The following is a 17911-nucleotide window of genomic DNA, read 5'->3' as shown; positions in this document are numbered from 1 at the left end:
GGCTGCGTTAGTGTGTCGGCTACTGCCCATCCTGCAGGCTACGTCTGCGGTGTGATCCCGCCGGCCTTGGCGATCAGCTCGAACGATCGCAGCCGCTTCTGGTGATCGTAGACGTCGGACACGATCATCAGCTCGTCGGCGCCGGTCTCCGCGACCAGCGCGTCGATGCCGGCGCGCACCGTCGCAGGCGAGCCGATGATGGAACGCGCGAGCATCCGCATCGCCTGCACCTTCTCGGCCGGCGACCAGTAGCTCTCGATGTCGTCGATCGGCGGCTGGCTGAGGCCGCGCGCGCCGCGGAAGATGTTGGTGAACGACATCTGCTGCGTGGTCGCCAGCCGCCGCGCCTCCTCGTCGGTGTCGGCGGCGATGATGTTGACGCCGACCATGGTGTAGGGGCGGTCGAGCTGCTCCGACGGCTTGAAGCGGGCGCGATAGATCTGCAGCGCCTGGATCAGCAGCTCGGGGGCAAAGTGCGAGGCGAAGGCGTAGGGCAGGCCGAGCTCGCCGGCCAGCATCGCGCCGAAATTGCTCGAGCCGAGAATCCACAGCGGCACGTCGGTGCCCGCGGCCGGCACCGCCTGGATGCGCTGGTTGGGACCGGCCGCCGCGAGGAAGGCCTGCACCTCGAGCACGTCCTGCGGAAAGTTCTCGGCGGATTCCGGCGTGCGGCGCAGCGCGCGCAGCGTGAGCTGGTCGGTGCCCGGGGCGCGGCCGAGGCCGAGGTCGATACGGTCAGGAAACAGCCGCGCCAGCGTGCCGAACTGCTCGGCAATGACATAGGGCGCGTGATTGGGCAGCATGATGCCGCCGGCGCCGACCCGGATGGTCTTGGTGCCCGCCGCGATGTGCCCGATCACGACCGACGTCGCCGCGCTCGCAATTCCCGCCATGTTGTGATGCTCCGCCACCCAGATGCGGCGATAGCCGAGCGCCTCCGCATGCGCGGCGACATCGCGCGCGTTATAGAGCGCGCCGCGCGCGTCGGTTTCCTCGGTGACGCGGACGAGATCGAGAATGGAGAGGGCGGCCAAGGCGACTCCGGAGCGTTAGGGACGGGAGCCGATGGTATTTGGCTGTGTCCAGGTGGATGCGAAACGGCGGGGGCAGCCGGTTCATGCAGATGCATATGGATGCGGTCGCCTTGCCGGTCAATCCGCCCGATGCGATCGAGGAAGCAGAGCTGCCCATCCAAAATATCGAAAACAACCCCATGCAAAGGTGCAGGTTGCTGCCGGCACTCGGAAAAGCGACTTGACGCGTCGGGCAAATCAGCGATACTTTTCCATTATTCCGAAATAACCCCGTCGCCCGCCGCCATCGGAGATTCGTCGCGTCAGTCCCCAGACGATTGCGGCCGTGGCTGAAGTCGCGAGCAGATGCTTCAAGGTGTGCCCGCTGACGAACTGAAGCGTGTTTGCGATCTCGTGGTCGAGCACCTCGGCGATCTTGGCCACAACGTACAGCGCCATCGCGGCGGCGAATGCGATGCGGTCGGCGCGCGGCGCGCGATAGGTCGACTGCCAGAGCGGGATCAGGATGAGCGGGAGGACCTGCAGCAGCAGATACGGTCGCAGGTCGCCCGCACCATGCCGGTCGGTATGGACCCACCATGCGACGCTGGCGGCGGCGTAAAGCCCGAGCACGATCGCTTCGATGTTCGTCTTCGATGCTGGCTGGGTGTCGCCGCGGACGCCGACCAGCAGGCCCGCGCCGGCAAGCGCGATCGGCAGCATGTCCCAGGTCAGCCGGCCATTGCCGGGGGCGAGGTGAAAGAACGCTGACCCGAACGCGGTCAGGAACAGTCCGATCAGGAACAGGCGGTAGCCGGGCCATCCGGCGCGCAGCCGATCGCTGTTGCGGTGAGGGCGCAGCGCCAGCCAGCCCCAGATCGCGACCACGGCGAAGCCGATGTTCGACAAGACATCGCCTGCGTGGGGAATGCCTGACAGGGCCGAGTGGTCGGCGAAATCATTATAGCCCGCCGGCTGCGCGATGCGCCCGTGCACCGCGAATGCCGCAATGATGCCGATCGTGATGATCGTCGGGGCGACTTTCATCCACGGTTTCACGGGCCGTTCGATCCCGGTCAATCCGTCCATCCGGAAGGTCGTTTGCATCGTCGGCTTCGATAAAAATGAACAATGTTCAATATCTGACATGGAAATGAGCAATGTTCAAGTTTATTTTCGGGAGGGGCCGATAATGCTGATGGGGAAGGTGCGCCAGGAGACGCAACGCGCGCAGCCCGTAGCCCGCATGAGCGAAGCGACATGCGGGGGCCGGTGGTGTGTTCTTGCGAGGCGAATCCCGGATGTCGTGGAGCTTGTCATCGGGCGCGCGTTCGCGCGACCCGTTGGCTCATCCGGACTACTGGGACAAAAGCGCAGAGCGTTTCGGCGACGCGCGACTTGCCGAAAATGTGCTGACGATGGCGGCTTACGCGCGCGGCCGATCCACCCTACCTTCGCTTGGCGCCGACCGCGCAGCCTTAACCGATCCGATCCGGAGCGAACCAATTCCCCAACTCATCTTCGGCCTGACCAGCCTGCTGATCCTGGCCCGCTTCATCTGGCCGCTCGACTGGCCGCTGCCGGCAAAGATCGTCGCCGCGTTGCTGGTGCTGGTCGCCTTGCAGTTTCACCGCTGGAACAGGCTGTCGTCGGGATCGGAATTCTCGCCGGAGTTTCCGCGTCCGGTGGTCGTCCTGTTCAACTGGGCGTTCGGCGCGATCATGCTGCTGGCGCTGCTGCAACTGGCGCTCGATGCCGGGCTGCTGGTGGCCGCGCTGATCCACGGCGGCTTCGTCGGCGCGCCCGACGGCGTCCGCTACGCACTTGCTGCGCTCGCGGGCGCAGCCGCCGCGATCGGCGTCCATCAGGCGATGCGCATTCCGCCGCTCAGGGATGTCGAGGTCGGCATCCGCGGACTTCCGCTTCAGTTCGATGGCTATACCATCCTGCAACTGACGGATCTGCACATCAGCCGGCTGTTTCCCGCGCCCTGGGCGCGCGCCGTGGTCGAGCGATCGAGCAAGCTCGGCGCCGACCTGATCGCGATCACGGGCGACTTGATCGACGGCACCATCGACGCGCGGCGGGGCGACATCGCGCCGCTGCGCGACCTGATGGCGGCCGACGGCGTCTACGTGATCTCGGGCAATCACGAATATATCTTCGGCTATGACGGCTGGATGGCGCACTACGAAGCGCTCGGCCTGCGCTCGCTCGAGAACCGGCACATCGTGCTCGAACGCGGCGGCGGCCGCCTGGTGATCGCGGGGATCACCGACCGCGCGTCGCGCCACCGGGGGCATTCGATCCGCGACCTTGCCGCGGTTCTCGACGGCGCCCCGAAAGGCGCGCCCGTCGTCCTGCTCGACCACCAGCCGAGCGACGCACGAAAGGCCGCCCGGCTCGGCGTCGCCCTGCAGCTCTCCGGGCACACCCATGGCGGATTGATCCTGGGGATCGATCGCCTCGCCGCGCGCGCCAATGCCGGCTTCGTCTCGGGCCGCTACGACGTCGACGGGATGACGCTCTACGTCAACAACGGCACCGCGCTATGGCCTGGCTTTGCCTTGCGGCTCGGCCGCCCGTCGGAATTGACCCGGATCACGTTGCGCGTGGCTGAAGGCGTCTGATCGATTTGTTGCGCATGCGATGCGCGGTGTCCGGTCTGTTTCTCGGCCAGGGCGGCAGCGGTAGCCCGCATGAGCGAAGCGACATGCGGGGTCGGTCGTGCGTATGGCGATGCCGGTCCCGGATATCGCTTCGCTCATCCGGGCTACGAGGCTTCCGATTCGTGCACGAGCAAACGTTCCGAAGGTCGCAGGAGGGTGAGAATCGGTCACTCACGTTCCAAGGCCGGCGGCTGCCATGCGTCGATCGCCGTCTCCGGGTAAATCTGCACCGAGCCGGGCTCGAAGTAGCTCTCGATCGCATATCCGAGCCTGGTCAAATCCGTACGATACCAACCAACGATTCGACCGCGCCATGATGCTCGCCCTTTCTTGGCGGCATAGTCACCCATTTGAAACTTTGCATCTGCGGGCCACGGATCGACCATCTCACCTCCGACCGAATTGCCTAGAAAAGGAGACATTATGGCCGACCCATCTACGTCCGCAACGGGTCGATTTCGTCCCGCCGATCTCGGTCTGACAGCGGCAATGATCTTGCCAGCTTCACACCAATCTCTTCGCGATCGAGGTGCAGCGAAGGCGGCCTGAGCGAAACGAACAAGCACGTAACGAGTAGGGTGGGTTCGCCAACGGATCGCGCGGAGCGCGTGTCCGATGATAGACTCCTCGTAACCCGCTGCTCGGCGTTACCGCGACGAAGGGCGGATTACGCTGCGCTAATCCGCCCTACGAGCCGCGAGATGCTCATCGCGTCGGTCTCTTTTGGTAGACACCTGAAAATGAGACGTTTGTCCCGCCGCAATGGAGGTTGTCGCCGACAACCAGTAACTTGCCGACGAGCTGCATCGTGACCTGACAGTCGAGTTCGTCCGTCCCGTCACCGAATTTCATCTTATCGTCTGAAGGTTTTGCTTCGTAATCAAGCTCGCCGGAATGGGTGCGGCTGCCCGAACCCCAAATGGCCTCGCCCTTGATGGCCAGCTGACCTGCCTCTTTCGATTTCGAGATGCGAATGACGTTGTCGTAGGCACGCCATTCGCCGAGCCAATCCCGTTCTGCCGGTCGTCGTATGTCCTCCTGCCACGCAAGCCTTTCGATCTCGATCCAGCCGACCGTCTCAGTGCCCTTGCGAGGTTGAAACCAACTGCATGCGAACTTGCCTGACGTCCGGGAAACAATGACTTCATCGTTGCGAACGACATAAGTTTTCAGACGACAGGCTTGGTCGTCGGGGCAACGCTCGTTGCCATCGCCGCGGAAATAGATCCTGTCGCCGGCTGCGCCTTTGATCTTCGCCAGCCTGTAGTCGGTGCTCTCGCGCGGGAAATATCCGTTCCGACAATGTTGTCGGCGTTGCCCTTGAGCTGGCCGAATGCGGGCGAGGTTTGGAGAATGCTCCATGCGAGGAGTCCGAGCGAAGCCTGGACAACGCGTCTCATTGGGTTTTCACCTTCGATTCATTTTCCGCATGGAATGCGGCAGGGTGGTGGGGCGGTGATTCCATACCAATTTGGTCCGACAAAGCGCCGCAGATCAATCGCATGGAAACGTGATCAATCAGTTGTTGCCATCGCGTAGGGCGGATTAGCCGAAGGCGTAACCCGCCGACCTTTAGCTCATTGAGCGAAGGCGGAAGCGTAATCCGCTGAAGTTCTCGCATTGTTCTCGGAAGGATTCACAAGACCATCTGTTGGTCAACCTCAGACAATGACGAAGAACTTTTCTTTTCCCTTCTACTGTATGCCAAAGTCTGCTTCGGCCGCGTAACGGGACAAGGGAAAATCAGAAATCATGATCATGGACCGTGGAATTGCCGACGCTGGTGCGATGGGCGAGCGCGCTCCGCCTGGGCCTCGGTCGCGGCTTCTCAACCGCCGGGCGTTTCTGGTCGGTTCTGCTGCTGGTCTCGCCGCACTGAGCCTGGCCGGTTGTGCGTCCGACTACATGAGCCTGGCCGAGGCGGAGAAGGTCTACGGGCCCGTGCCCGACGAGAAATTCCCGATCCCCGCGGTCGACGTCAGTAAGGTCGATCCGAAATATTTTCGCAAGACCGTGAAGTACGACAGCGATGAGGCGCCCGGTACGATCATCGTCGATCCGAGCAAATACTATGTCTACCGCATCGAAGGCGATGGAAACGCGACCCGCTATGGCGCCAATGTCGGCCGCGATGGGTTCCGGTGGAGCGGGGAGGCTTATGTCGGGCGCAAAGCCGAATGGCCGACCTGGACGCCGCCCAAGGAGATGATCGCGCGCCAGCCGGAGGCGGGCAAATATGCTCGCGGCATGGCGGGGGGTCTCGACAATCCACTTGGCGCGCGCGTGCTCTACCTCTACCAAAATGGGGTGTACACGCTTTACACGATCTATAGCACCAGCGCCCCCGAAACGATCGGGAACGGTATTACGAGCGGCTGTACCGGCCTCCTCAGTCAGGACATGATCGACCTCTATTCGCGAACGCCCGTCAAAACGAAGGTGATCGTGCTGCCGGCGTAAACTGCGTCGGCCGTCGGCCCCAGGCGCTGCCAGGGACGCCTTTGTGCGGCGATGGTTGGAGAAAGACGCTAGGCAGGGTGATTTGGACGTGGTGATGCTTTCGCGGAGGCCAGTCATTGTTGCGGCGATGCTCGTGCTCGGGACCTTATCGGTCCGCGCGCAACAAAGCGTCGAGTATGATGCGTGCATGGACAAGGCCGAAGGGGTGTCGACGAAGATGCTCGATTGCGGCAAGACCGAAATCGATAAGTGGGACACGAGGCTCAACACCGCCTATCAAGCCCTTCTCGCCAGCTCGAAGGGCGAGGCGCACGCGCAATTGCTCAGGGAGCAGCGGGCCTGGCTGAAGCATCATCTCAGCGAAACCCATCGCCTTGCCGCGGACCCCAACAACGGCTCCGTCGCATTCCTCGACTCCCAGGCGTTCGAATTGCAGGACATCGCCGACCGCACGCTGCTTCTTGAAAGGCGTGCCAGCCGGTAGCCCGCAGGAGCGAAGCGATATGCGGGGTCGGGTGGTCACGTGCTGTGATGCTGGTCCCGGATGTCGCGGAGCCTGTCATCGGGCGCGCATTCGCGCGGCCCATTGGCTCATCCGCCCTACGCTTGCTGCGCGCTCATCGCTTCGGGGTGCGCCCGCGGATCCGGTCGAAGCCTTGCTTGATTGCGGCGAAGCGGGTGTCGACGATCGGCTCAAATTCGAGGTCGGTGAAGATATAGGGCCAGTCGTTTTCGATGCCTTCGCGAACGAGCTCACCGACATAGTTGGGATCGATGCCCTCGGAGACGCGTTGGCGGATCAGATTGATCTGCTCGGCAATTGGGCCCGACGTCGGCAAGGTACGGACCGCCCCCTCGAAGCGCTCGGGAAGGTTGCGCCTCGAGTTCACGATTTGCGTGCGGATGAAGCCGGGACACAGCACCGATACGCCGATCCCGCGGGGTGCGAGTTCAAGGCGCAGTCCCTCGGACAGCGCGACAACGCCGTACTTCGAAACATTGTATGCGTTGCTCGCCCCTGAAATAAGACCGGCGATCGAGGCCGTGGAGACGATGTGTCCGCCCTCGCCATGCTGCTCTATCAACGGCCCGAAAATCTCGATTCCCCAAATGGTCGCCATCAGGTTGACGCCCAGGGTCCAATCCCACGACGCGTCGGTCCAGGTGCCATAGGGCCCACCGCCACCGACGCCCGCGTTGTTGACGAGGATGTGCACCTTGCCGTAGCGGGCAGTCGTGGCTTCGGCGGCCGCCACGAGTTCGGCTTTGAGTGAGATGTCCGCCTTCACGCCGTCGACATCGACGTTGGTGCGCCTCAGTTGCTCGATCGCCGCGGACAGAGCCGCTTCCTCAATATCGCAAAGCATGACTTTCGCCCCCGCCTGGGCCAAAGCGGTCGCGATCCCCAGCCCGATGCCTGACGCTGCGCCGGTCACGAACGCGGTCTTTCCAGCGAGTTCTTTCACGCGCATTCTCCTCCCGCAAGCCGGGACCCTTGCCCCAAACGCTAAGTGTCTCCGGAGCGCATATGACAGCACTTTCGAGCGGTTGGGAAGCGTGCCGGATGTCTGCGTTTGTGCCAAGATGATCTGGGGTGCAGCGCGTAGGGCGGGTCAGCGAAGCTAGTAGCCCGCATGAGCGAAGCGATATGCAGGATTGATCTTGTGACCTGCGTGTCGGCCCCGGATGTCGCTCCGCTCATCCGGGCTACGCTTGCTTGCTTGTTTGGTAGGTAGCGGAGCGTTCCTACGTTTGGTTACGCCTCGTTTACATAAAGATTGAAATCGAGTTCGCACAATGAAAGCCATGGCACCCGCCACTCCGCAATATTGCAGAGCTCTTCTATTGCGAGGCCAAGAGGCGTCGATTGCTCCACATCCACTAGCCATCTGTCCGGGTAGTAGCGAGCGTAGTTGCCCGCCAGAAAGAGCGCTACGTAAAAGTATCCAAACTCGTTGAGTGGCGGATCGTTCGCTCACATTCGCCATTCGAGCGTGTCAATTGTCGCGGCGGGAGGAAGGCGAAAACCAACGTGACCTTGTACAAAGCCGGACCTAAGGTCGATTTGTAGGCCTCCTCCAACCTCGGCTACGTCGATATAGTCGACCATGTCCGGCCTGATTTCGGTTCGTTCAATCAGCGCTTGCACTAGGTGGTGTGGACATTTATCGCATCCATAAGACGATGGCTGCGAGAGTAACGACGGCCAGGTAATTTCGGGCGGTCTTTTCGAAGCGGGTTGCGACGCGGCGGAACTGCTTGAGTTTTGAGAAGCAGCATTCGACGAGATGACGCTGGGCATAGAGATGCTTGTCCAGCGGATATTTGAGCGCACGTGACGGGTTGTTGGGGATGACGGCGAGCGCGCCTTTGGCAGCGATCGCCTGGCGCAAGTGATCGGCGTCATAAGCCGTATCCGCCATGACGACCTGGGCAGGTAATCCCTCGATCAATTCGGCGGCTTGCGGTACGTCGCTCTTCTGACCTGCGGTGAGCTTGAACCGTACGGGACATCCCAGGCCGCGAACGGCCATATGTATCTTGGTGCTCAGGCCACCGCGCGAGCGACCGATCGCCTGATCTTCAGACCCCCTTTTTTCGCCCCAGCGGCGTGCTGGTGCGCCCGGACGATGGTGGAGTCGACGATCAGATACTCGAAGTCCGGATCACCGGACATCGCTTCGAATATGCGCCACCAGACCCCCTTGATGCTCCATCGACTGAAGCGCCGAAACACGCTGTTCCAGTCTCCAAACACCTCCGGAAGATCACGCCAGGGAGAGCCAGTGCGCACGATCCAAAGTACGCCCTCCACAAACATCCGGTTGTCCCGTCCGGTCGAACCCTTCTGGTCAGGCCGGCCGATGATCAGCGGCGCCATCCGCTCCCATGTCGCGTCGCTCAATACCAAGCGGTCCATCACACCCAAGGCGGCCTCCCCAAAAGCAGCCTTGAATCTGATTTGCGCCTAAAAGGGAATCCTTAGAGTCCACACCACCTAGGGGGCTTGGGTGAAACATCAAACGGATACTCTGGCTCCATTCTGCCCCCTGGACGAGCCGTGAGTCACATCGGCCACGGATGAAGCCTGAAGGCAAGTATGCCGCCGAACCGGTGTCTCGCATCAAGGGGAGTCCGCTTAGGCAATCATTCAAACTCAGACCAGTTTTCGGAATCGGCGGATATGGTACGTCAAGTGCGCCGAAGAGCCCTGAGAACGCAGTCGTCGTTCTGCCCGTGGGATAGATCACGGTCTGATCCCCGGCGAGTGGATGCTCACGGCTGGAGCGATGCCACATTTCGAAAGTCCCTCTGCGGCGTCCGCTCACCTCTAATGGGAACGCGCGAATTTCTTTAGACGCGACACCGAGGTTAGCGCCGTTTGGAATTGCACCCGCTGACATCGTCAAGCCGTGATGGTGATGTTCTTCGCGGGCCTTGTCGAGGCTGCTAAGCCCGGATTGCTTCATCAGAATTTCGGCGAGCGCCAAGCTCATAGTGCCGTAGTAGAGTAAGTTTGGCTTGGTAGCGATGGTAACGGCCTTTGCGGCTTCGAAGTACTCTCTGGCTTGGATCATGCAATAGCGAAGTTGGCGGGCTTGTTTTCTCGCATTGTCTCGATGCTCGATCGGGACATCGTGGACACCTGTTATTGTATCCGTGACCGCTTCAATGTTTTGGAACTTGCGGAGTTTGGTCCAAGCATAGTGGGCAGGATCAGAAGTCCGGACCTTAGCCACTTTTTGAATGATCACTTTCTTTAAATCCTCGTGCGACCTGCAATGCCGGTCTCGGATATTGCGTCGCGTATCGCTATAAAAGTAAAGGCCGCTCGTTGGAGCGGCCTCTGTGATTTTTGTCAGTCAGTGCGATCTACCGCCTCACGAACACCCCGTCGTGGACCCGCACGTATCGCACTTCATGCACGTGCCATTCCGCACCAGCGTGAAGTTGCCGCACTCCGAGCACATCTCGCCTTCGTAGCCCTTGGCCTTCGCTTCGGCGCGACGCTCCGCTTTCGACGGGGCGGCGGCTGCGGCGGTGCCGGGCTTGCTCCAGTTCAATGCCTCGAGCTTCTCGGTCGGCGAGAGGTCGTGGCTGACCTCCTGCTTCAGGGCGACCGCGCCTTCGACGGTGTCGGAAGCGCCGCGCGCGGTTGCGCCGTGGGAGGCGAGCGCGGTGACGCGGTTGCCGGCGGGCGCGTTGTCGGCGCCCTGGCTCACCGCGGCCGAGCCGCCGCGCATGACGACGAGGTTGTCGGTGCGCGACCGGGTCAGGCCCTTCGACAGGTACTTGGTCGCTTGGTGCTGGGCGGGGGCCTCATCCGGCTCCTTGCCTTCCTCGACGCCCTTGCCGAGCGCGTCGAAGCCAGACTCGTTCGGATCGACATGGGCGAGATCGAAGCGCGCCATGTAGCTCACCGCGAGCTCGCGGAAGACATAGTCGAGGATCGAGGTCGCGTACTTGATCGAGTCGTTGCCCTGCACCGGGCCCGCGGGCTCGAAGCGGGTGAAGGTGAAGGCGTCGACATACTCTTCCAGCGGCACGCCGTATTGCAGACCCAGGGATACTGCGATCGCAAAATTGTTGATGAAGGAGCGCAGCGCCGCGCCTTCCTTGTGCATGTCGATGAAGATCTCGCCGAGCCGGCCGTCGTCATATTCGCCGGTGCGCAGGTACACCTTGTGGCCGCCGACCACCGCCTTCTGGGTGTAACCCTTGCGGCGATCGGGCATCTTCTCGCGCTCGCGCATCACGACGATGCGCTCGACCAGCTTCTCGACGATCTTCTCCGAGACCTGGGCGGCACGCGCGGCCATCGGCTTCTCGTACAGCGCTTCCACCGCATCGTCCTCGTCCTCATCGTCGGCGATGAGCTGCGAGTTCAGCGGCTGCGACAGCTTCGAGCCGTCGCGGTACAGCGCGTTGGCCTTCAGCGCCAGCTTCCACGACAGCAGGTAGGCGGACTTGCAGTCCTCCACCGTGGCGTCGTTCGGCATGTTGATGGTCTTGGAGATCGCGCCCGAGATGAACGGCTGCGAGGCCGCCATCATCCTGATGTGGCTCTCGACCGAGAGGTAGCGTTTTCCAATTTTGCCGCAGGGGTTGGCGCAGTCGAACACGGGGTAGTGCTCGGCCTTCAAATGAGGCGCGCCTTCGACCGTCATCGCGCCGCAGATGTGCACGTTGGCGGCCTCGATCTCGCGCTTGCTGAAGCCGACCGCCGAGAGCAGGTCGAAGCCGGGCGCAGCGATAGCCTCGGCGCCGATGCCGAGCTGGTCGCGGATGAAGTCTTCACCGAAAGTCCACTTGTTGAAGGCGAACTTGATGTCGAACGCGGTCGGCAGCGCCTTTTCCACCTTGGCAATGGCTTCATCGGTGAAGCCCTTGGCCTTCAGGGTGGAGGCATTGATGCCCGGTGCATTCGACAGCGAGCCGTGGCCGACGGCGTAGGCCTCGATCTCCGCGATCTCGCTCTCGCGATAGCCGAGCGCGCGCAGCGCCGACGGCACCGCCTGGTTGATGATCTTGAAGTAGCCGCCGCCGGCGAGCTTCTTGAACTTCACCAGCGCGAAGTCGGGCTCGATGCCGGTGGTGTCGCAATCCATCACGAGGCCGATGGTGCCGGTCGGCGCCACCACCGTGGTCTGCGCATTGCGGTAGCCGTTGACCTCGCCGAGCGCCAGCGCGTCGTCCCAGGCCAGCCTGGCATGGGTGACGATGTCCGCCTGCGGGCAGGAGGCGTGATCGAGCGGCACCGGGTTGACCGAGAGCGCCTCGTAACCGGTGGCGTTGCCGTGGGCGGCGCGGCGGTGGTTGCGGATCACGCGCAGCATGTGGGCGGCGTTCTTCTTGTAGCCCGGGAAGGTGCCGAGCTCGGCCGCCATCTCGGCCGAGGTCTTGTAGGCGATGCCGGTCATCACAGCGGTCAGCGCGCCGCACAGCGAACGGCCTTCCTTGCTGTCATAGGGCAGGCCCATGGTCATCAAGAGGCCGCCGATATTCGCAAAACCGAGGCCGAGCGTGCGGAATTCGTAGGACAGTTCGGCGATCGCCTTCGACGGGAACTGGGCCATCATGACCGAGATTTCGAGCACGATGGTCCAGAGCCGGCACAGGTGCTCGTAGGATTCGATGTCGAACCGCTTGGTGGTCGTGCTGTAGAACGTCAGCAGGTTGGCCGAGGCGAGGTTGCACGCCGTGTCGTCCAGGAACATGTATTCCGAGCACGGATTGGACGCGCGGATGTCGCCGGACGCCTTGCAGGTGTGCCAGTCGTTCATCGTGGTGTTGAAGTGCAGGCCGGGATCGGCGCTCGCCCAGGCGGCGTAGCCGATCTTCTCCCAGAGGTCGCGGGCCTTCAGCGTTTTTGTGACTTTCCTGGTGGTGCGGCCGACCAGATTCCAGTCACCGTCCGTTTCCACCGCGCGCAGAAAATCGTCCTTCAGCGACACCGAGTTGTTGGAGTTCTGGCCGGAGACGGTGAGATACGCCTCGGAATCCCAGTCGGTGTCGTAGGTGTCGAACGAGATGTCCTTGTAGCCTTGCTTGGCGAACTGGATGACGCGCTTGATGTAGTTGTCCGGCACCAGCGCGCGGCGCGCGAGCTTGATCTCGCGGCGGAGCGCAGGGTTCTTCTCCGGATCGAAGCAGTCGTCGCCGCTGCCTTCGCAGTTGACGCAGGCCTTCATCACGGCCTTGAGGTGCTTCTGGTTGATCTTGGAGCCGGTGACGAGCGCGGCGACCTTCTGCTCCTCCTTCACCTTCCAGTCGATATAGGTCTCGATATCGGGGTGATCGGCGTCGACCACCACCATCTTGGCGGCGCGGCGGGTGGTGCCGCCGGACTTGATCGCGCCCGCCGCGCGGTCGCCGATCTTGAGGAAGCTCATCAGGCCGCTTGAGCGGCCGCCGCCGGACAGCTTTTCGCCTTCGCCGCGCAGGCTCGAGAAGTTGGAGCCGGTGCCGGAGCCGTACTTGAACAGGCGCGCCTCGCGCACCCAGAGGTCCATGATGCCGCCCTCGTTGACGAGGTCGTCGCCGACGCCCTGGATGAAGCAGGCATGCGGCTGCGGATGCTCATAGGCCGACTTCGACTTGGTCAGCTTGCCGGTCTTCCAGTCGACATAATAGTGGCCCTGGCCGGGGCCATCGACGCCGTAGGCCCAGTGCAGCCCGGTGTTGAACCACTGCGGCGAGTTCGGCGCGACCATCTGCTTGGCCAGCTGGAAGCGGAGCTCGTCGAAGAAGGCGAGGGCGTCTTCTTCGGTGGAGAAGTAGCCGCCCTTCCAGCCCCAATAGGTCCAGCAGCCGGCGAGGCGATCGAACACCTGCTTGGCCGAGGTCTCGCCGACGATGCGCTCGCTCTCTGGCAGGAGGCCAAGCGCCTCGGTGTCGGGCACCGAACGCCACAGCCAGGACGGTACGGTCTCTTCCTCGACCTTCTTCAGGCGCGCCGCAACGCCCGCTTTACGGAAATACTTCTGCGCCAGCACGTCGGAGGCGACCTGCGACCAGAACTCCGGAACCTCGACGTTCTCGGCGCGGAACACGACCGAGCCGTCCGGATTGCGGATCTCTGAGGTGGTCAGGCGGAAATTGATCCCGGCATAGGGAGATTGTCCGCTGGTGGTGTTGCGTCGTTCGATTCGCATGGTCGAGCCCCGTCTCTTCTTCTGCCCGGCCCCACGTTTCCCCGCAGGTGCCGGAATGTTGTCTGTTCGCGGACTTCGGAACACGCGTCAGCACGCCTCCCGTCATCCGCAGCTCAGCCGGTGGATCCGGCCTGTTTTCTCTCATCCGCTGGGCACCGGTATGACCGGTCCTGCGGCGGCATCGTCCCGGCGCGGCGCCCGACTGGTCGGGTGCTCCGGGTCATGCATTCAACGCCCCAAAACGCTTCACGCGACACGTCACGCGTACGCTTCTTGCGGGCCGGTTACGGCCTCTGTTTCCGGGTCCTTCGCGGCCCGTTTGTCGTCCCCGACGGCGGCCCCAAAATCAGGGCAGAAAAGCCCTTCACCCGCGGCCCGAAGGCCTGGCGGAGTGGTCATTTTGGAACCCTTGTGGGAGCGACCGGCGGGGACCCAAACACACTCGCGCCGAACAGGTTGAAAGCTAGGCCATGTCCGTTACGCCCGTCAAGGACTAGTACGAGTTTCTGAATCAAACACTAAATATGGTGGAAAGAGGGGGATAACAGGGGTCGGTGCCGCGCCTGTGATCGGGCCAACTATCGGTGAGTCCTCAGGGATTCCCAAGCCAAAAAAATTCCTATCGCCTGTGGATCGGAGCTTCGCCCCGCTGTTCACAGGCGAAGTTTTTATTCGCGGTCCCGGATTGAATTTTGGGGACTCACGTAGGCCTACGGGCAAAGTACGGATCAGGCATGTCAGAGCCGTGATGGTCGGGCGACAAAATCGCGGGCAAGGTGAGGCCGACTCACATCCTTTTCACACCCTTGCCGGGTTCCATGACAGTCCAGAAGCCTCAAGCGCGGCCGCGCCTTGCGCCCGCCGGCCTGATGTTCCTCGCCATCACCTCGGTGGGCTGGGGGTTCAACTGGCCGTCCACCAAGTTCCTGCTCAGCGAGCTGCCGCCGCTGACCTTGCGCGGCACCACCGGGGTGATCGGCGCCGTGCTGCTGGCGGTGCTGGCGCTGATCCGCGCCCAGAGCCTGCATGTCGAGAAACGGCTGTGGCCGCGGCTCGTGCTCTATGCGGCGCTCAACGTCACCGGCTGGATGGTGCTGATGGGGCTGGCGCTGCTCTGGCTGCCGGCGAGCGAGGCCGCGCTGATCGCCTACACGATGCCGGTATGGGCCTCGCTGCTGGCCTGGCCGGTGCTCGGCGAACGGCCGACGCTGCTGCGGACCATCGCGCTGGTGATGGCCTTTGCAGGCCTCGCCGCGATCATGGGCGGCAGCGGCATCACCGCAAGCAAGGAGAAGCTGCCGGGAATCATCATGGCGCTCGGCGGCGCCTTCGGCTTTGCGCTCGGCACCGTGCTGGCCAAGAAATATCCGCTGGTGATGCCGCCGATCCCGGCCGCGGCCTGGCAGATCGGCCTCGGCTGCGTGCCGATCGCGATCGTCGGCCTCGTGATCGAGACCACGCATCTCGACCGCATCACGACGGTCGGCTGGTGGCTGCTGGTCTATTCGACGCTGATCCAGTTCTGCGTCGCCTATGTCGCGTGGTTTGCCGCGCTCGCCCGCCTGCCGGCCTCGGTGGCGGCGATCGGCACCATGGCGGTGCCTGTGATCGGCGTGGTGGCGTCCGCGGTCGCATTGCACGAGCCGCTGGGGCCAAGCCAGATCGTCGCGCTGCTGTTCACGCTCGCCGGCGTCGCGCTCGCGACGAGGTAAGTCGCTTCTCTTTCACCGCGTCATTGCGAGGCGCGCAGCGCCGCGGCAATCCACTGCCTCCACAAGCGGCGAAATGGATTGCTTCGCTTCGCTCGCAATGACGGGGAGCGCGCAGAGCGGCCATCCGAGCGAGGCGCCACGCGCTATCGGGCGCTCACATCACTCGCCGAGCGCCTGCTGCAGCATGCTGGCGAGCTGCGCCTTGCGGTAGGGCTTGGCCAGCAGCAGCACGCCCTCGTCGAGGCGGCCGTGATGCACGATCGCGTTCTCGGTATAGCCCGAGGTGTAGAGCACCTTGATGCCGGGGCGGCGTTTTTGCACCTCGTCGGCGAGCTGGCGGCCGTTCATGCCGCCGGGCATGATCACGTCGGTGAACAGGAGGTCGAACTTCTCGCCCTTGTCGACCAGGGCCAGCGCGGCGCGGGCGTCGGGCACGGCGATGGTCTTGTAGCCGAGCGCGCCTAGCTGCGTGACGACGTAGTTGCGTACCAGCTGGTCGTCTTCCACCACCAGGATAACTTCGCTGCCGCGCCGCACCGGCTCCGGCGGGGGCGCCTCGACCTCGACCTGGCCGCGGGCAGGGGGCAGATAGAGCTTGATCGTGGTGCCGTGGCCTTCCTCGCTGTAGATCTTGATATGTCCGCCGGACTGCTTGACGAAGCCGTAGACCATGCTCATGCCGAGGCCGGAGCCCTTGCCGACTTCCTTGGTGGTGAAGAACGGCTCGAACACCTTGTCCTGCACCGCGTGCGACATGCCGGTGCCGGTGTCGCTGACCGCGAGCAGCACGTAGCGGCCCGGCGTGATGTCGGGATTGACAGCCGCATAGGCGTCGTCGAGCACGATGTTGCTGGTCTCGAACAGCAGCTTGCCGCCGTTCGGCATCGCGTCGCGGGCGTTGATCGCCATGTTGAGCAGCGAGTTGGCAAGCTGCGACGGATCGATATGGACGCTGGCGACATCGGACGCCAGCACCGAACTGATCTCGATCTGCTCGCCGAGCGTCGGCCGCAGCAGCTTGGCGATGTCGACCACGGTGCCGTTGATGTCGACGGTGCGCGGCTCCAGCGGCTGGCGGCGCGCGAAGGCGAGCAGATGCTGGATCAGCTCGCGGCAGCGCTCGGCGGCGCGGTCGATCAGCTCGGCGGTTTTCGCGAGCTGCGGCTGGGCGCGCAGGCTGTCGACCAGCGTCTCGGTGGTGCCGGTGATGACCGTCAGCATGTTGTTGAAGTCGTGCGCGACGCCGCCGGTCAGCTTGCCGATGGCGTCGAGCTTCTGTGCCTGCTGCAGCTTGTGCTCGGTTTCGCGCGAGGCGGTGATGTCGTGATAGATCAGCGCCGCGCCGGTGATGGTGTCGTCGCCATCGCGCAGCGGCCGGCCCGACACCACGAGGTGAATCTCCGGCGCGCCGCGCACCGGCTTGGCGACGAATTCCAGCCCGTCGAATTCCTCGCCGCGCAGCGTCCTGGCCGACGGCATGTCGTCGGCCTGCATCGGCGTGACGCCGTCGGACTGGAACACGTTGCTCATGGCGCGCAGCTGCCGGACCGTCATGCCCGGCTTGTAGCGCAGCATCTTCTCGGCGGCCGGGTTCGACAGCAGCACGGTGCCGGCGCTGTCGATCACCAGCACCGCCTCCGCCATGGTGCGGAAGGTGGTTTCCATCACCGAGGTGGAACGGCGGAGCTCTTCGAGCGCGGCACCGAGATCCTTGGTGCGATCGGCGACCTTGCCCTCGAGCGACAGATTGGTCGCCTTGGTCGCGCTGAGCGCGCCCTGCAGTTCGCGGCTGGCGCGCCGGGCCGTCAGCGTCAGCGCGATCGCGAGCAGCAGGATCATCGCCACGCCGGCGAGATCGATCATCAGCAGCAGCCGTCCATTGGTCTTGGACTGGTCGGTGCGAATCCGGAGCAGGCGGCGCTCTTCGGTGACCAGGCGGTCGAGCGCCGCGCCGACCTTGTCGGTCAGCGCGCGGCTCTCGCCGGCGGAGACCAGCGCCGCGGCGCCGGCCGTGTCGCCCGCGCTGCGCAACCTGATCAGCTCGGCGCCGAGCGCAATGGCACGCTGGACCTCGACCCTGGTGCCCGTGATCAGCTGCGCCTCCTCGGGGGCCGACGTCACCGCCGCCATCAGATCGTCGAAGGCCGCGGTGAGGGCTGCGCTCTGCTCGCGAAACTCGTCGGCAAAGGACGCATCGCCGGTCAGCGCGAAACCGCGCGCCGCGCTCTCGACGCTGCGCGGCAGCTGACGCGCGTCCGAAATGCGCTTGAGGATGCTGAGCGTGCGATCGACCGAATCAATCTCGCTGCGCGACTTGACGTCCAACCCGATCGACGCCGCGCTGATGACGAGGAGGATCGCAAGGCCGCTGCCGAGAATGAGACGCTGGGAAGCCATCGACG

The 17911-nt window shown here is 63.6% G+C and carries 14 protein-coding genes; 5 read left to right on the top strand and 9 right to left on the bottom strand.

Annotation, left to right across the window (positions count from 1 at the left end):
- Window positions 1-38: 38 nt before the first annotated feature.
- A complete protein-coding gene (locus J2R80_RS30275) occupies window positions 39-1034 on the bottom strand; it encodes an LLM class flavin-dependent oxidoreductase (RefSeq protein WP_229192674.1) in 996 nt (331 codons plus the stop codon).
- A gap of 83 nt (window positions 1035-1117) precedes the next feature.
- On the opposite strand from J2R80_RS30275, the gene J2R80_RS30270 reads away from it, so the two are divergent.
- Window positions 1118-1258 (top strand): hypothetical protein, encoded by a 141-nt coding sequence (locus J2R80_RS30270; protein WP_253639905.1) that lies wholly within the window; start codon window positions 1118-1120, stop codon window positions 1256-1258.
- A 13-nt stretch (window positions 1259-1271) separates the two neighbouring features.
- On the opposite strand, the gene J2R80_RS30265 is transcribed toward J2R80_RS30270, so the two are convergent.
- Window positions 1272-2060 (bottom strand): hypothetical protein, encoded by a 789-nt coding sequence (locus J2R80_RS30265; protein ID WP_253639904.1) that lies wholly within the window; start codon window positions 2058-2060, stop codon window positions 1272-1274.
- A gap of 458 nt (window positions 2061-2518) precedes the next feature.
- Between J2R80_RS30265 and J2R80_RS30260 the strand changes: the two genes are divergently transcribed.
- Window positions 2519-3643: a metallophosphoesterase gene (locus J2R80_RS30260; RefSeq protein ID WP_253641045.1), complete on the top strand. Its 1125-nt coding sequence runs from the start codon at window positions 2519-2521 to the stop codon at window positions 3641-3643.
- A 206-nt stretch (window positions 3644-3849) separates the two neighbouring features.
- On the opposite strand, the gene J2R80_RS30255 is transcribed toward J2R80_RS30260, so the two are convergent.
- The gene (locus tag J2R80_RS30255; protein ID WP_256527883.1) at window positions 3850-4104 is read right to left on the bottom strand and encodes a hypothetical protein; all 255 of its coding nucleotides are present in this window, start codon (window positions 4102-4104) and stop codon (window positions 3850-3852) included.
- Window positions 4105-4387: 283 nt separating this feature from the next.
- Window positions 4388-5044, bottom strand: a complete 657-nt coding sequence (locus J2R80_RS30250) for a hypothetical protein (protein WP_253639903.1) — start codon at window positions 5042-5044, stop codon at window positions 4388-4390.
- Window positions 5045-5434: 390 nt separating this feature from the next.
- Between J2R80_RS30250 and J2R80_RS30245 the strand changes: the two genes are divergently transcribed.
- Together J2R80_RS30245 and J2R80_RS30240 are read left to right on the top strand one after the other, a co-directional pair.
- On the top strand, window positions 5435-6142 hold the full coding sequence (locus J2R80_RS30245; RefSeq protein ID WP_253639902.1) for a L,D-transpeptidase: 708 nt from the start codon (window positions 5435-5437) through the stop codon (window positions 6140-6142).
- Window positions 6143-6329: 187 nt separating this feature from the next.
- Window positions 6330-6626: a lysozyme inhibitor LprI family protein gene (locus J2R80_RS30240; RefSeq protein ID WP_253639901.1), complete on the top strand. Its 297-nt coding sequence runs from the start codon at window positions 6330-6332 to the stop codon at window positions 6624-6626.
- Between the two features lie 133 nt (window positions 6627-6759).
- Here J2R80_RS30240 and J2R80_RS30235 read toward each other — a convergent pair whose 3' ends face one another.
- The 4 genes from J2R80_RS30235 to J2R80_RS30220 all read right to left on the bottom strand — a co-directional run bounded on the left by J2R80_RS30235 (window position 6760) and on the right by J2R80_RS30220 (window position 13797).
- Window positions 6760-7614, bottom strand: a complete 855-nt coding sequence (locus J2R80_RS30235) for an SDR family NAD(P)-dependent oxidoreductase (RefSeq protein WP_253639900.1) — start codon at window positions 7612-7614, stop codon at window positions 6760-6762.
- Between the two features lie 693 nt (window positions 7615-8307).
- Window positions 8308-9071, bottom strand: a protein-coding gene (locus tag J2R80_RS30230) for an IS5 family transposase (protein ID WP_139481326.1) whose coding sequence is annotated in 2 segments (ribosomal slippage) — window positions 8308-8733 and window positions 8736-9071 — 762 coding nt in all. Because the reading frame shifts where the segments join, the coding sequence is not laid out codon by codon here.
- Window positions 8995-9897: a YaaC family protein gene (locus J2R80_RS30225; protein ID WP_253639899.1), complete on the bottom strand. Its 903-nt coding sequence runs from the start codon at window positions 9895-9897 to the stop codon at window positions 8995-8997. Before J2R80_RS30225 ends, J2R80_RS30230 begins: the two co-directional genes overlap by 77 nt.
- A gap of 126 nt (window positions 9898-10023) precedes the next feature.
- Window positions 10024-13797: a vitamin B12-dependent ribonucleotide reductase gene (locus tag J2R80_RS30220; protein WP_253639898.1), complete on the bottom strand. Its 3774-nt coding sequence runs from the start codon at window positions 13795-13797 to the stop codon at window positions 10024-10026.
- An 818-nt stretch (window positions 13798-14615) separates the two neighbouring features.
- Here J2R80_RS30220 and J2R80_RS30215 point away from each other — a divergent pair.
- Window positions 14616-15509: a DMT family transporter gene (locus J2R80_RS30215; RefSeq protein WP_253639897.1), complete on the top strand. Its 894-nt coding sequence runs from the start codon at window positions 14616-14618 to the stop codon at window positions 15507-15509.
- A 159-nt stretch (window positions 15510-15668) separates the two neighbouring features.
- Here J2R80_RS30215 and J2R80_RS30210 read toward each other — a convergent pair whose 3' ends face one another.
- A complete protein-coding gene (locus tag J2R80_RS30210) occupies window positions 15669-17906 on the bottom strand; it encodes a CHASE3 domain-containing protein (RefSeq protein WP_253639896.1) in 2238 nt (745 codons plus the stop codon).
- Window positions 17907-17911 lie beyond the last annotated feature (5 nt).

The organism is Bradyrhizobium sp. USDA 4541 (genome assembly GCF_024171085.1).
GTDB classification, from domain to species: domain Bacteria; phylum Pseudomonadota; class Alphaproteobacteria; order Rhizobiales; family Xanthobacteraceae; genus Bradyrhizobium; species Bradyrhizobium australafricanum.
The sequence above is the reverse complement of the archived record's forward strand: the minus strand, read 5'-3'. Positions and strand labels throughout refer to the sequence as shown.

Bases quoted from the DNA above. Each gene is read 5' to 3' on its own strand.
- J2R80_RS30270 (WP_253639905.1), top strand. From the start codon at position 1,118: ATGCAGATGCATATGGATGCGGTCGCCTTGCCGGTCAATCCGCCCGAT.
- J2R80_RS30210 (WP_253639896.1), bottom strand. From the start codon at position 17,906: ATGGCTTCCCAGCGTCTCATTCTCGGCAGCGGCCTTGCGATCCTCCTC.
- J2R80_RS30240 (WP_253639901.1), top strand. From the start codon at position 6,330: ATGGACAAGGCCGAAGGGGTGTCGACGAAGATGCTCGATTGCGGCAAG.
- J2R80_RS30215 (WP_253639897.1), top strand. From the start codon at position 14,616: ATGACAGTCCAGAAGCCTCAAGCGCGGCCGCGCCTTGCGCCCGCCGGC.
- J2R80_RS30220 (WP_253639898.1), bottom strand. From the start codon at position 13,797: ATGCGAATCGAACGACGCAACACCACCAGCGGACAATCTCCCTATGCC.
- J2R80_RS30245 (WP_253639902.1), top strand. From the start codon at position 5,435: ATGATCATGGACCGTGGAATTGCCGACGCTGGTGCGATGGGCGAGCGC.
- J2R80_RS30255 (WP_256527883.1), bottom strand. From the start codon at position 4,104: ATGTCTCCTTTTCTAGGCAATTCGGTCGGAGGTGAGATGGTCGATCCG.
- J2R80_RS30235 (WP_253639900.1), bottom strand. From the start codon at position 7,614: ATGCGCGTGAAAGAACTCGCTGGAAAGACCGCGTTCGTGACCGGCGCA.
- J2R80_RS30265 (WP_253639904.1), bottom strand. From the start codon at position 2,060: ATGAAAGTCGCCCCGACGATCATCACGATCGGCATCATTGCGGCATTC.
- J2R80_RS30250 (WP_253639903.1), bottom strand. From the start codon at position 5,044: ATGGAGCATTCTCCAAACCTCGCCCGCATTCGGCCAGCTCAAGGGCAA.